Origin of the sequence: Desulfovibrio sp. X2 (genome assembly GCF_000422205.1) — a bacterium.
In the GTDB taxonomy this organism is placed as follows: domain Bacteria; phylum Desulfobacterota; class Desulfovibrionia; order Desulfovibrionales; family Desulfovibrionaceae; genus Alkalidesulfovibrio.
The window spans coordinates 65,270-78,856 of record NZ_ATHV01000055.1 but is presented as its reverse complement, the minus strand read 5'-3'; the positions used below and the strand labels follow the sequence as shown (position 1 = coordinate 78,856).

Genomic DNA, 13,587 nt, shown 5'->3' with positions numbered 1-13,587 from the left:
CCCGCGTCCCGGCAGGCGGGCGGACGCTCATGCGTCCGCCCGCCTTTTATTTTGCCGGAACATGCGCCGTGGCCGAAGCCGGGGCGCAGTGCACGGAGAACGGCTAGGCCGGGGTGTCTTCGGCGGGGTCGGGCTTGGCCCGGGCTCCGCCCTTGCGGTGCAGGAGGCCGGAGAGCCAGCCGGTGAACTTCGAGAGATAGATGAAGTAGACGGGAGTGATGTAGAGCGTGAGCAGCTGCGAGAAGACCAGGCCGCCGACCACGGCCAGGCCCAGGGGCTGGCGCGCCTCGCCGCCCGCGCCGTAGGCGATGGCGATGGGCAGGGTGCCCATGAGCGCGGCCATGGTGGTCATCATGATCGGCCGGAAGCGCACGAGGCAGCCCTCGAAGATGGCCTTGGCCGGGTCCATGTTCTGCTCGCGCTGCGCCTCCAGGGCGAAGTCGATCATCATGATGGCGTTCTTCTTGACGATGCCGATGAGCATGATGATGCCCACGAAGCCGTAGATGTCGAGCTCCTTGCCGAACAGCCAGAGCGTGAGCAGCGCGCCGAAGCCCGCCGAGGGCAGTCCCGAGAGGATGGTCAGGGGGTGGATGAAGCTCTCGTAGAGGATGCCGAGCACGATGTAGATGACGATGACGGCCAGGAGAAGGAGGAGCATGAGCCCCTTGGTCGAGGCCTGGAAGGCCTGGGCCGTGCCCTCGAAGCCGGTGGAGATGGAGGCGGGCAGGATCTTGGCCGCCTGGTTGACCTCGGCCACGGCCTGGGAGAGCGCCACGCCGGGCCGCAGGTTGAAGGAGATGGTGGCCGAGGGGAGCTGGCCGCTGTGGTTCACGGCCAGCGGGCCCATGCCGCGCGTGATGTCGGCCAGGGTGTCCAGCGGCACGAGCGAACCGTCGCTCGAACGCACGTAGAGCAGCGAGAGGGCCGAGGTGTCGCGCTGGTACTCGGGCAGCAGTTCGAGGATGACCTCGTAGTCGTTGGTGTCTGTGTAGATGGTCGAGATCTGCCGCGTGCCGAAGGCGCTCTGCAGGGCCAGTTCGATCTGGTGCGGCGAGATGCCGAGGGCGGCCGCGCGGTCGCGGCGGATGTTGATGCGCACCTCGGGGTTCGAGAGCTGCACGTCGGAGTTCACGTCCTGCAGGAGCTGCGAGGTCTTGAGCCTGGCCTCGAGCTTGGCCGCCGAGGAATAGAGTTCCGAGGTGTCCGGGTCCTGCAGCGTGAACTGGTAGAGGCTCTTGGTGGTGCGGCCGCCGATGTTGATGAGCGGCGGGTTGCGCAGGAAGGTCTGGATGCCCGGCACGGTGTTCAGCTTGCCGCGCAGGCGGCGCATGATCTGGTCCGCGCTCTCCTTGCGCTCGGACAGGGGCTTCAGCTTCAGCGTCAGGCGGCCGTTGTTGAGCGAGAGGTTGGGGCCGCCCACGCCGACCACGGACATGAAGGACTCCACGCCCGGGTCCTCGCGCAGGAACTTGTGCAGCGCCTGCTGGTGGCGGACCATGTCGTCGTAGGAGATGCCCTGCACGGCCTCGGTCGTGCCCCAGAGCATGCCCGTGTCCTGGCTCGGCAGGAAGCCCTTGGGGATGTGCTGGAAGACGGCCACGGTGACGCCGAGCACGGCCAGGGAGACGAGAAAGGTCGCGAAGTGCCAGCGCATGCACACGGAGAGCGTGGCGCGGTAGAACGCGAGCATGGAGTCGAAGACCTTCTCCGAGAGCTGGTAGAAGCGGCCGTGGGCCTTCTCCCCTTCCCCGCCGTGCGCGCCGTGGTCCGTATTGTCCAGGAAGCGCGAGCAGAGCATGGGGGTGAGGGTCAGCGAGACCACGCCCGAGAGCAGCACCGAGGCCATGATGACCACGCCGAACTCCTCGAAGAGCCGCCCCACGATGCCGCCCATGAACATGACCGGGATGAAGACCGCGGCCAGGGAGATGGTCATGGAGACGATGGTGAAGGAGATCTCCTTGGAGCCGTCGAGGGCGGCCTGGAACCTGTTCTTGCCCATCTCGCGGTGGCGCACGATGTTCTCGAGCATGACGATGGCGTCGTCCACCACGAATCCCACGGCGAGCGTCATGGCCATGAGCGAGAGGTTGTCGAGCGAGAAGTTCATTCGTCGCATGACCGCGAAGGTGGCGATGATCGAGATGGGCAGCGCGAGGCTCGGAATGAGCGTGGCGCGCAGGTTGCGCAGGAAGAGGAAGATCACGGCCACGACCAGGAAGATGGTCAGGACCAGAGTGAACTTGACGTCGTGCACCGAGGCCCGAATGGACTCGGAGCGGTCGTACATGACCGAGAGCTCGAGCCCCGCGGGCAGCTGGCTGCGGAAGGTCGGCAGGAGCTTCCTGATGGAGTCGACCACGGCCACGGTGTTCGTGCCGGGCTGGCGCTGGATGGCCAGGATGACGGCCTGGTCGTTGTCGCGCCACAGGGCCAGCCTGTCGTTTTCCACGCCGTCCAGCACGCGGCCGAGCTGCTCCAGGCGCACGGGCGAGCCGCCCTGCCAGGAGACGATGAGCGGCCGGAAGTCCGCGGCCTGCTGCAGCTTGCCCGAGGACTTGATGTTGTAGGCAGTGTGCTCGCCCGAGAGCGCGCCCACGGGCAGGTTGGTGTTGCCGCGCGACACGGCCTCGGCCACCTCGTCGATGCCGAGCCCTCGCGAGGCCAGGGCCTTGGGATCGAGCTGTACGCGCACCGCGTACTTGCGCTGGCCGTAGATGTTCACCAGGGCCACGCCCGGCAGCATGGAGATGCGCTGGCCGATGAAGGTGTCGGCGTACTCCGAGACCGTGGACAGGGGCAGGGTCTTCGAGGCCAGCGTGAGGTAGAGGATCGGCTGGTCCGAGGGGTTGACCTTCTGGTAGGAGGGCGGCGTGGAGAGATCGTCGGGGAGCTTTCGCTGCGCCTTGCCGATGGCCGACTGCACGTCCTGGGCCGCGGCGTCGATGTTGCGGTCGAGGTTGAACTGGATGGTGATGCGCGTCTGGCCCACGCCGCTCACCGAGCTCATGGAGTCGATGCCCGAGATGGTGGCGAACTCGCGCTCCAGCGGCGCGGCCACGCTCGAGGCCATGGTCTCCGGGTTCGCCCCGGGCAGCTCGGCGCGCACGAGGATGGTCGGAAAGTCCACGTTGGGCAGGTCGGAGACCGGCAGCTGGATGTAGCCGACGATGCCGAAGAGGAGCATGGCGGCCATGACCAGCGTGGTCATGACCGGCCGCCTGATGAACGGCTCGGAGATGTTCATGAGGGGCTGCCCGCGGGCGTGAGGGTTCCGCCGTCCGGAGAGGCGAGGCTCGACTGGCCCGGGGCGTCGAGGATTTCGAGGGGCGCGCCGGGCGTGACGCGCAGCTGGCCGTCCACGATGACCCTGTCTCCGGCCTCGATGCCGGAGAGGACCACGGTCTCGGAATCGGACCTGCGTCCGGTGGTCACGTTGCGGATTCCGGCCTCGCCGTTCGCGTCCACGGTCCAGATGTACTGGCCGTCGAGCCCGGTCTGCACGGCCCGCGAGGGCACGACGACCGCATCCTTGATCATGCCCAGGCCGAGCGTGACGGTGACGAAGCGGCCGGGCCAAAGCAGGCGGTTCTTGTTGTCGAACTCGCCCTTGAGCGTGATGGTCCCGGTCTTGCGGTCCACCTGGTTGTCCACGAAGAAGAGCGCGCCCTTCTCGGGCTGAACGCCCGCCTCCGCGGCCTGGGCCAGGACCGTGACCGGTCCGGCGCGCATGGCCTTCAGTACGTCCACGAGGCGCTCCTCGGGCACGGCGAAGGTCACGTAGACCGGCTCCATCTGCACGATGGTGACCATGGGGTTGTCGGCGTTGGCCTTGATCATGTTGCCCATGTCGGAGAGCAGCCTGCCCACGCGGCCCGAGATGGGCGAGCGGATGGAGGTGTACTCGAGCTGCACGCGGGCGTTGTCCACGGTGGCCTCGTCGGCCCGCACCGTGGCCTTGAGCGCCGCGAGGGTCGAGAAAATCTGCTCGAACTGCTCCTGGCTGATGATCTTCTGCCGCTCGAGCTCCTGGTAGCGCCGGTAGTCCTCCTCGGCCTTGGTCAGGAGCGCCTTGTTGCGCTCGAGGTTGGCCCTGGCCTGCTCGAGGCTGGCCTGCAGCGGGCGCGGGTCGATGGTGAAGAGCAGGTCGCCCTTCTTGACCTCCTGGCCCTCCACGAAGTGGACCTTGACCAGCTCGCCCTCGACGCGGGACTTGATGCCCACGGTGGCGCTGGCCTCGACCGTGCCCACGGCCTTGAGTTCGATGGGGAAGTCGCTGCGCCTGGCCGTGGCCACGGTCACGGGCACCTTGCCCTTGCCCACGGCGCCCTTGGCCTGCCGGCCTCCCGCGGCCGCATCCTGCGCGGCGGGCTTGCCGTCCCCGGCCGTGCCGCCCGGCGCGCCCATCATGTGGGGCAGGGCCCACAAGAGCAGCGCCGCCGCTCCGAGCAAAGCCACGGTCCTGATCGCATACGCCGCTTTCCTGTTCATGAGGGCGTCACCGATTTCCTTGCGTTTTCATGTGAGCGCGGCCAGGGCGGCTTCACGGGAAGCGCCCAGGCCGGGCCTGTTCGAGGTCTTCCCGCCGGGACGGACGAGCGCCGCGTCTCCGGCCTTGCGCCGTGCGAGCACGCCCTTGATGCCGGCGAGGGAAAAGTGGGTGATGTGCTCCGCGAGGGCGTCGATCTCGGCCGGGCTGTAGCCCATTTCCGAATAGAGCGCGGAGATGGTGTGCAGGGAGTAGTAGTGGTGCAGGCACTGGCCGACCACGGAGAGGCTGCAGCGGATGACGTCGAGGTCGCTCGGGGGCAGGCCGAGCAGCTCTCCCACGGCCCGGTTCAGAAGCTCGGCCACGGGGCAGATGAAGCTGCGGACCATGTCCTCCATGGTCGGCGAGGCCTCGAAGAACTCGCGGCGCAGGAGGCGCTCCTCCCAGGAGATGCGGCGCTTCTCGCGAATGCGCGCGAGATGGCCGCGCACGAAGATCGCGATGCGCTCCTCGGGCGGCGTGTCCGCAAGCGCGGTGTCCGGCGGGAACTCGCGCAGGCACCGACCGAAGGCATGGCCCAGGACCTCTCGATAGAGCCCTTCCTTGCCGCCGAAATGGTACTTGATGAGGGCCACGTTGACTCCGGCGCGGCTGCAGATGCCCCGCACCGTGGCCCGGTGGAAGCCCTTGTCGGAGAAGACGCGCCCGGCGGCCTCGATTATGCGCTGTCGCGTATCTGGTTGTGCTCGTCTGGCCATCTCGTCCTCTCCCGGGGCGCAGTCCCCCCTAAACGAGTGTTTAAACGATTGTCAACGGCCGCCGCAGCGGGCATGGCCAGAGCCTTGCCGGACGGGTATCGGAAAAGTCGGGTTCGTTTTTCTGAGGAGAGGGCGGGGACGCTCAGGGCAGGGCGAGGCCCTGTCGTGCGAGGGCCTCCTTGAGGCGCACGTTCTCGTCGGTCGTCTCGCGCAGCCGTTCCACCAGGCGCTCGGCAAAGGCCTTGTAGACCATGGCTCCCAGGGCGGCCTTGAACTCCCCCTGCTGCCCGTCCAGGGCCTCGGCGTCGAGGACCAGGCAGAGCGTGCGCTGGATGGCCTGCACCGAGGCGCTGCGGGGACTCTTGTCGATCACGCCCATCTCGCCGAAGACCTCGCCCAGGCGCTGCAGGCAGCCGAGCTCCACCGCGCCCTTGAAGACGCGCACGAGCCCCTGCAGAAGGAAATAGAAGCGCGGGGAGGACTCGCCCTCGCGGATGATCATCTCGCCCGGCTCGTAGCGCCGGACCTTGGTCGCGGAGAGGAGGCAGCGCAGCCGCTCGTCGTCGAGCACGTCGAAGCCCGGCAGGAGCCGCAGCTTGTCGAGATAGCCCGCCTGGTCGTGCGGATGTTCGAGAAGATGGTCGGGGTCGATCATAAGCGAAGTCGGCTCGCTGCCCGCAAGCCCTGTGCTCCGGGGTTCCGTCGCCTGCGCCGGGCGCCGCCTGCAGCCACTCGGAATGTCGGTTCCTTGCCTTGAACGCCAAGAGAGGCTAAACGGGTATTCTCTCGAATTGCTTGCTGGAGAACGTATGTCCCACGATCATGGGGAAATCACATATACACCCACCGTCTTCGCCCGACAACCCATTTTCGACGGCGACGAGCGGGTTTGGGGATACGACCTCTTCTACCGCGACAGCCCGGAGGCCGAGGCGGCGGTCATAACGGACGGCCAGATGGCCACCCTGACGGTGGCCGCCAACGCCTTCAGCCATTCCGAGCGCGCCCCGTCGCGCGACGAGACGCGGGTCATGCTGTCCTTCACCGAGGAGGCGGTCATCGAGGAACTGCCCCTGGTGCTGCCGTCCAAGAGCACCGTTGTGAAGCTGCGCGAGCCGGACGTGCTCCTTCCCGAGCTTGTCGAGGCCGTGCGGCGCATCCGGGCCGAGGGGTTCCTCGTGGCCCTGGACGATTTCAGCGCCCACCCCGGTTTCACGCCCCTCTACCGCCAAGCGGACATCCTGATCATCGACGCCCTGGAGAAGGACGGCTTCGAGGTCAAGCGCCTGCTCTCCGGGGCCGCGGCCTTTCCGGCCAAGGTCATGGCCAAGCGCGTGGAGGAACGCAGCCGCTACGAGACGCTGCGAAAGCTCGGCGTCTCTCTCTACCAGGGCTTCTTCATCCAGAAGCCCACCGTGGTGCCGGGCCGCAAGCTCTCCTCCAACGAGGCCTCGCGCCTGAACCTCTTCCGCATCCTGCAGCGCGACGAGCCCGACTTCAACGAACTCGCCGCGCTCATCCAGACCGACGTGTCCATCAGCTTCCGCCTGCTCTCCTTTCTCAACTCGGCCACCTTCTCCTTCCCGCAGAAGGTGCACTCCATCAAGCAGGCCATCGTCATCCTCGGCTGGAACAAGGTCCGCAACTGGCTGCGCCTGATCATCCTCACCGACATGCTGCCTCCGGGGAAATCCTCGGAACTCCCCTACCTCTCGGCCATCAGGGGCAAGTTCCTGGAGAAGGCCGGGGCGAGCCGCTCCGACCCGGCCCAGGAACCGGCCAGCCTCTTCCTGCTCGGCCTCTTCTCCCTGCTCGACGCCATGTTCGACATGCCCATGGAGGAGATCCTGGAGAGCCTGCCGCTCGAGACGGCCATCGCGGACGCCCTCTGCGGCCGGGAATCGCCCTACGTCCTGTGGATCGACCTGGCCAAGTGCTTCGAGAGCGGCAACTGGGAGCGGTTGGACGTGACCATGGAAGAACTCGGGCTGGACCCGCTGGTCGTGGCCCGCTGCTACTACGATTCCCTCCTGTGGGCCAATTCCTTCTTCGGATTCAGGACCGAGACATGAGGCGAGGCGACGCCCGACGTCGCCCGGAAGCAGGCGCGGCCTGGACCGGCCCCGCGTCCCTGGCCGCCGGGCTCCTGGCCGCACTGCTCCTGCTCGCCGCCCCCTGCCGGGCCTCGCACACCGTGCGCCTGGCGACCCTGAACTGGCAGCCCTACGTGGGAACGGACCTCCCCGGCGACGGCTTCTACGCCCAGGTGGTGCGCGAGGCCCTGCGCCGCTCGGGCTACACGCTCGAGCTCGCCTTCCTGCCCTGGCCGCGCGGCATGCGCCGGGCCACCGAAGGCCAGCTCGACGGCATCTTTCCCGCCTACCACACGGGCGAGCGCGAGGCGATCTTCACCTATTCCGACCCACTCGGAACGGGCGTGGTCGGCTTCTTCGCCCTGCGCGGGAGGAACATCCACTGGCGCACCCTGCGCGACCTGACGCCCTATTCCATCGCCGTGCAGCGCGGCTACGCCAACAGCGAGGCCTTCGACGCGGCCGATTACCTGAACAAGGAGGTCGTGAGCGACGACCAGACCGCCATGCGCATGCTGGCGGCGGGGCGGGTGGACATGATGATCTCCGACGAGCGGGTGGGACAGGCGCTGGCCAGGCGGCTTCTCGGGCCGAAGGCGGACGAGGTCGTCTTCCTGCAGCCGCCGCTGGAGGAGATGCCGCTCTACGTCTGCTTCTCCAAGAGGGCGGGACGGGCCGGACAGCTCAAGGCCGCGCTCGACGCGGGCCTCGCCTCCATGCGCGCCGACGGCACCCTCGCCCGCCTCAAGGCCGCGAGCGGCTTCTAGCGTGACGTCCGCAAAATACGCAAAGCCGTATTTTGCGGAAGATCGCTGCGCGGAATATCTACTTTTTTCACGGACGCGACACTAGCGCGCGAAATCCTCCGCCGAGAAGAAGCTCCCCTGGATCCAGGAGGTCCAGGACTGCCGGTAGCCGGGCTCCGAGGCCACGGCGTGGTGGTAGGCGCAGAAGAAGGAGCCGTCCGGCAGCTCGCACCAGCCCGAATACCCCATGTCCCCGCCCCACACGCCGCGCGCGTTCTGAAGCTCCAGCACGTTGGCGCGGGCCCAGGCGTCGGGCAGCCCGTCGTCCGGCTTCCAGGCCCAGCGGTACTCCCTGCCGTAGCGCGGCTCCGAGATCGAGAGCGACATGCGCTCGACCAGCCAGCGCCCGGCATTGTCCTTCTCGATGGAGCCGTTGCCCACGATCACGGGCCGCGCGGCCACGTCCATGTCCACCTCGCGCCGCGCGCGCAGGCGGCCGTCCACGCGCAGGCTCACCCGGGCGCGCTTTGCGCCCGGCTCGTAGGCGAAGGCGAGGTCCACGCTCCCCTCGGGCAGGCGCACGGAACGCGCGCCTTTGACCAGGGGACGGATCGCGCCGGGCGTCACGCTCCACCAGATGCCGCCGAAGCGCACGCAACAGGCCTTCTCCTCGGCCTCTTCCACGCGCAGGCGGAGCTTCAGCTCGGCCCTGGCCGAGACCGGCGAGGTGATCGGCCTGAGCGCCCAGCGCGCGCACGCCTCCTCGCCCGCCGCGTTGGCCACGAAAAGCCCCTCGTCCGTCAGTCGGGGATTGACCGGCGAGGGCGCGAGGCCGTGCACAGCGAACTCGCCCCACTCCGAAAGGTCGCCGAGCCAGGCGGCCGTGCACAGGTCCGGCCCCACGCTGCGATACGTCACCAGGAGCTTGCCCGCCGAGGTCAGGCCGAGGGTCGGGCGGTGGCCGATGAGCGGCGTGGGTCGCGGCTCGCTCCACTGGCTGCCGTCCGGGCTGCCGAGGCTGTAGTACATGGGCTCGTAGACGCCGGAGTTCTCGCGCATGAGGACCAGGAGCCGGTCGTCCGGCAGCCGGACCATGGAGGCCTCGCAGAGCATCAGGCAGGCGTCGCGGGCCTGCACGGCCAGGGGGTCCCAGCTCGCGCCGCGGTCGTGCGAGACGTAGACCATCTGCTCCGTGGGCGCCTGCCCGGCCTGGGAGAAGGGCGCGCTGCCCCGGTGCAGGTGGGCGGTGGTGAGAAGCGTCAGGGTGTCGCGCTCCATGACGCGGTCCGGCAGGGCGTGCTGCAGCCGCTGCGTGGCCATGGCGGCAAAGGTCCGCCCCTTGTCCGCGGACCAGGCCATGAGCGGCGGCGTGCCGTCCGAGACCACGGCAAGGTCGCCGCCGGGCAGGAGCGAGATGCGCGGGCAGTGCCCCGAGGAGGGATGCAGGATGCGCGCGTCCCCGAAGCTTCGCCCCAGGTCCTCGCTCACGCGCCACAGCAGGCGGTGGTGCTTGGGATGATGATGGCCCTCGCTCTCGCGGTAGACGCAGACGATGCGGTCGTCCACGCGGGCCACGTCCGGAAAGCTCAGGTAGAGGCCGGGCCGCTTGTCGATGACGACATGACGCTCGCTTCGGCCGTGGATCGTCGGCATACGCCCCCCTTGGTCGGGTTTCGGGCTCAGGTCTTCAGGCTGCCGCGGTACTCGTCGAGGGAGGAGAGGCCGAGGCTCGCGCCCAGGGCCTCGATGGCCTCGACGAGCGTGAAGGCGACGTCCGGCCGCATGAAGCTGGCCGTGCCCACCTGCACCGCGTGCGCGCCCACGAGCATGTACTCCAGGGCGTCCTCGGCCGTGGAGATGCCGCCGATGCCGATGACCGGCAGGGGCAGCGCGCGGGCGAGCTGCCAGACGCAGCGAAGCCCCACGGGCTTCACGGCCGGGCCGGACAGGCCGCCGACCACGTTGGCCAGGCGCGGCTTTCTCGTGCGCACGTCCACGGCCATGCCGGTCAGGGTGTTGATGGCCGAGAGGATGTCCGCCCCGCCGTCCGCCGCGGCCCGGCCCGCGACCACGATGTCCGTGACGTTGGGCGAGAGCTTGACGATGACGGGCTTTTTCGGACAGCGCTTGCGCACCGCGGCGGTCACGCGCTCGATCTGCGAGGGATCCGCGCCGAAGGCGGCGCCGCCCTCCTTGACGTTGGGGCAGGAGACGTTGACCTCGAGCGCGGCCACGCCCTCCTCGCCCGCGAACAGCCCCGCCAGGTCGCCGAACTCCTCCGCCGAGCAGGCGTAGAGGTTGGCGATGACCGCGGTCTCGCGCCAGGGAAGGAGCGGCAGCTTGTTGCGCAAAAAGACCTCGACGCCGACGTTCTGGATGCCGATGGCGTTCAGCATCCCGCAGGGCGTCTCGGCGATGCGCGGCATGGGGTTGCCCTCGCGGGGCTTCAGCGAAAGCCCCTTGACCACGAGGCCGCCGAGCTTCGTCAGGTCGCCGTAGGGAGAGAACTCCAGGCCGTAGCCGAAGGTGCCCGAGGCGGTGAGCACGGGATTCTTGAGGGTGAGCCCCCCGAAGGAGACGCTCGTGTTCAGCGTGGCCATGGATCAGAACTCCGGAGAGAGGTCGGTGGCCCAGAAGACCGGGCCGCGGGTGCAGGACTGGACGCGGTGGCCGGAGGCGTCCGTGGCCACGCAGCCGAGGCAGGCGCCGATGCCGCAGGCCATGCGGTTCTCCAGGGAGAGCTGGCAGCGCACGCCGTGCGCGAGCGCCAGGCGGTGCACGGTGCGCAGGAAGGGGCCGGGGCCGCAGGCCAGGACAAGGCCCTTCTCCCGCGCCGCGAAGTCCGCCACGCGCGCCTCGAGCAGGGCCACGAACTCGCCGAGCTGCTCCGCCGTCTGCTGGTAGAAGGTCTCCACCTTGCCGAGGGAAGCGAAGGGCTCCATGGGGAAGGCGTCGAGCGGCAGGGTGTGGCCGAAGAGGAGATGCAGATTCTCCGGCGCCGGATGGCGCGCGGCATAGCCCCAGAACGGCGCCAGCCCGATGCCGCCCGCGAGCAGCAGGGTAGGCGCGGCCGGGTCGGTGACGAAGCTCGTGCCGAGCGGCCCCCAGAGGGTGACCTCGTCGCCGGGCGCGAGCCCGGCCATGCGCGCGGTGCCGCGGCCCGCGCGGCGGACCACGAGCGTCAGGCCGTGCTCATCGCACCAGGCGATGGACACGGGCCGGGCCCAGACCATCTCGAAGCCCCAGGAAACGGGGCGTATCATCACGAACTGGCCCGGCTTCCAGGCGGAAAAGCCGGGATTCTCCAGGGTCAGCAAAAATTGCTCGCCGCCGTTCAGCAGACGCACTGCGACGACGCGAAGGGTACGGCAGGTCTTGTGCTCCATCGTCCTCTCGGATAGGCTTTTCGCCCCACGGGAAAAGGCAGCCTCCTGCGGCCACCCAGCGAAAGCATCCCTTACAATGAACGAACGCACACCGCAAATACTCGCTCCGGCCGGAGACTCCGAATCCTTCCTGGCCGCCCTGGCCGCAGGGGCGGACGCCGTCTACGCCGGGCTCAAGCACTTCTCGGCCCGCATGCAGGCGGACAACTTCTCCGTGGGCGAGCTGGCCCGGCTGGCCGAGCTGGCCCGCGAGAAGGGCGCGCGCACCTACGTGCCGCTGAACGTGATGGTCAAGCCCGGCGAGCTGGCCGCTTCCGGTCGCCTCATCGAGCGCCTGGCCCGCCACGTGCGCCCGGAGGCGCTCATCGTCCAGGACCTGGCCATGCTCGAGCTCGCCCGGCAGGCGGGCTACGAGGGCGAGCTGCACATCTCCACGCTCGCCTCGGCCACCCACGCGGCGTCTCTACCTGTCGCGCAAAGGCTCGGCGCCAAGCGCGTCATCCTGCCGCGCGAGCTGTCCATCGACGAGATCAAGTCGCTGGCCGCGACCTGCCCCGAGGGGCTGGACCTCGAGGTCTTCGTGCACGGCGCGCTGTGCTACGCGGTCTCCGGCCGCTGCTGGTGGTCGAGCTACCTCGGCGGCAAGAGCGGGCTTCGCGGCCGCTGCGTGCAGCCCTGCCGCCGCCGCTACTCGCGCGGCGGCCCGGGCGAGCGCCTCTTCTCCTGCCGCGACCTTTCCCTCGACGTGCTCGTGCGCCTGCTCGCCGACGTGCCCCAGGTCAGCTGCTGGAAGATCGAGGGCCGCAAGAAGGGGCCGCACTACGTCTACTACGCCGTGTCCGCCTACAAGGCGCTGCGCGACGGCAAGGGCAGCCCGGAGAGCAGGAAGGCCGCGGAGGACTACCTCGCGCAGGCCCTCGGGCGGCCGCGCACGCACTACGGATTTCTCCCCCAGAAGCCGCACCCGGCGGTCACTCCGTCGGAGTCCACGGCCTCCGGCCGCTTCATCGGCAAGGTCGCGGGCAGCCCCAAGGGGGGCAGCCTCTCCTTCACCCCGCGCGAACCGCTGCTCAAGGGCGACCGGCTGCGCGTGGGCTTCGAGGACGAGCCCGGCCACATGGTCGTGTTCGTGAACGCGCCCGTGCCCAAGAAGGGCCGCTACACCCTGCGGCCGCAGAAGGGGAACGCGCCCAGGCCCGGCTCCGCGGTCTACCTCATCGACCGCCGCGAACCCGAGCTGACCGCCCTGCTCGCCCGGCTGCGGGCCGAGTTCGAGGCCGTCAGCGCGCCCGAGCCCGGAGCCGCCTCGTTCACCCCGCGCCTGCCCGCCCCGGCCAAGACCGGGGGCAGGCCGCTGCGCCTGGACGTGCACCGCCGCATGCCCAGCGGCAGGCAGAGCGACGCCGTGGGCCTGTGGCTTCGGCCCGGAGGCGAGGGCGACATCTCGCGCGGGCTCTACGGCCGCGTCTGGTGGTGGCTGCCCCCCGTGCTCTGGCCCGAGGAGGAGGAGTGGGTCCGGCGTTCGCTCGCCGTGCTCACGCGCGGCGGGGCGCGGCGCTTCGTGTGCAACTCGCCCTGGCAGATCGGCCTCTTCCCCGAGCTCGGCCGCCTCGACGTCTGGGCCGGTCCCTTCTGCAACCTGGCCAACGGCCTGGCCATCCAGGCGCTCAAGGAACTCGGCTTCAGCGGCGCCTTCGCGAGCCCGGAGCTGCCCCGCGAGGATCTTCTGGAGCTGCCCAGGCAGAGCCCGCTGCCGCTCGGCGTGGTGTCGGGCGGCATGTGGCCGCTGTGCCTCTCGCGCACCAAGGCCGCGGAGGTCAAATCCGAGGAGCCGCTGAAGAGCCCCAAGGGCGAGGTCCTGTGGGTGCGCGCCTACGGTCCCACCTGGTGGATCTATCCCGGCTGGCCCCTCGACCTCTCCGCCGCGACCGAGGCGCTTCGGGGCGCGGGCTACTCCGTCTTCGCCAACCTGCACGAGCACAAGCCCGGCAAGGTCCCGGCCGCGACCAGGACCTCGGCCTTCAACCTCGATCTGCAGCTGCTCTGATCCTTACGACGGTCCTGCGCAAACGGCGCGGGAACGGCGAGAAAACACGAAGCGGCGGCCCGGGA

The 13,587-nt window shown here is 69.2% G+C and carries 10 protein-coding genes; 3 read left to right on the top strand and 7 right to left on the bottom strand.

Annotation, left to right across the window (positions count from 1 at the left end):
* Positions 1-103: 103 nt before the first annotated feature.
* The 4 genes from DSX2_RS13485 to DSX2_RS13470 form a co-directional block, all read right to left on the bottom strand.
* Positions 104-3,250 carry an efflux RND transporter permease subunit gene (locus DSX2_RS13485; RefSeq protein WP_020881506.1) on the bottom strand — a complete coding sequence of 1,049 codons (3,147 nt, stop codon included), beginning with the start codon at positions 3,248-3,250 and terminating at the stop codon, positions 104-106.
* Positions 3,247-4,494, bottom strand: a complete 1,248-nt coding sequence (locus DSX2_RS13480; RefSeq protein ID WP_020881505.1) for an efflux RND transporter periplasmic adaptor subunit — start codon at positions 4,492-4,494, stop codon at positions 3,247-3,249. The genes DSX2_RS13485 and DSX2_RS13480 overlap by 4 nt, the downstream gene beginning before the upstream one ends.
* A gap of 27 nt (positions 4,495-4,521) precedes the next feature.
* Positions 4,522-5,250, bottom strand: coding sequence for a CerR family C-terminal domain-containing protein (locus DSX2_RS13475; protein WP_020881504.1), 729 nt, complete (start codon positions 5,248-5,250; stop codon positions 4,522-4,524).
* A 142-nt stretch (positions 5,251-5,392) separates the two neighbouring features.
* Complete coding sequence (locus tag DSX2_RS13470) at positions 5,393-5,905, bottom strand: cyclic nucleotide-binding domain-containing protein (protein WP_020881503.1); 513 nt, start codon at positions 5,903-5,905, stop codon at positions 5,393-5,395.
* Between the two features lie 154 nt (positions 5,906-6,059).
* Here DSX2_RS13470 and DSX2_RS13465 point away from each other — a divergent pair, with 154 nt between their 5' ends.
* Together DSX2_RS13465 and DSX2_RS13460 are read left to right on the top strand one after the other, a co-directional pair.
* A complete protein-coding gene (locus tag DSX2_RS13465; protein ID WP_020881502.1) occupies positions 6,060-7,322 on the top strand; it encodes an EAL and HDOD domain-containing protein in 1,263 nt (420 codons plus the stop codon).
* Positions 7,319-8,110 (top strand): ABC transporter substrate-binding protein, encoded by a 792-nt coding sequence (locus DSX2_RS13460; protein WP_020881501.1) that lies wholly within the window; start codon positions 7,319-7,321, stop codon positions 8,108-8,110. The genes DSX2_RS13465 and DSX2_RS13460 overlap by 4 nt, the downstream gene beginning before the upstream one ends.
* Before the next feature lie 81 nt (positions 8,111-8,191).
* Here the strand turns inward: DSX2_RS13460 and DSX2_RS13455 are convergent, their stop codons facing one another.
* The 3 genes from DSX2_RS13455 to DSX2_RS13445 are packed head-to-tail and all read right to left on the bottom strand — an operon-like array spanning position 8,192 to position 11,475.
* Positions 8,192-9,742, bottom strand: a complete 1,551-nt coding sequence (locus tag DSX2_RS13455) for a sialidase family protein (protein WP_020881500.1) — start codon at positions 9,740-9,742, stop codon at positions 8,192-8,194.
* 26 nt (positions 9,743-9,768) lie between these two features.
* Positions 9,769-10,689, bottom strand: coding sequence for a dihydroorotate dehydrogenase (locus DSX2_RS13450; protein WP_020881499.1), 921 nt, complete (start codon positions 10,687-10,689; stop codon positions 9,769-9,771).
* Between the two features lie 3 nt (positions 10,690-10,692).
* Positions 10,693-11,475, bottom strand: coding sequence for a dihydroorotate dehydrogenase (locus tag DSX2_RS13445; RefSeq protein WP_020881498.1), 783 nt, complete (start codon positions 11,473-11,475; stop codon positions 10,693-10,695).
* Positions 11,476-11,551: 76 nt separating this feature from the next.
* Between DSX2_RS13445 and DSX2_RS13440 the strand changes: the two genes are divergently transcribed.
* The gene (locus tag DSX2_RS13440; RefSeq protein ID WP_020881497.1) at positions 11,552-13,522 is read left to right on the top strand and encodes a peptidase U32 family protein; all 1,971 of its coding nucleotides are present in this window, start codon (positions 11,552-11,554) and stop codon (positions 13,520-13,522) included.
* Positions 13,523-13,587 lie beyond the last annotated feature (65 nt).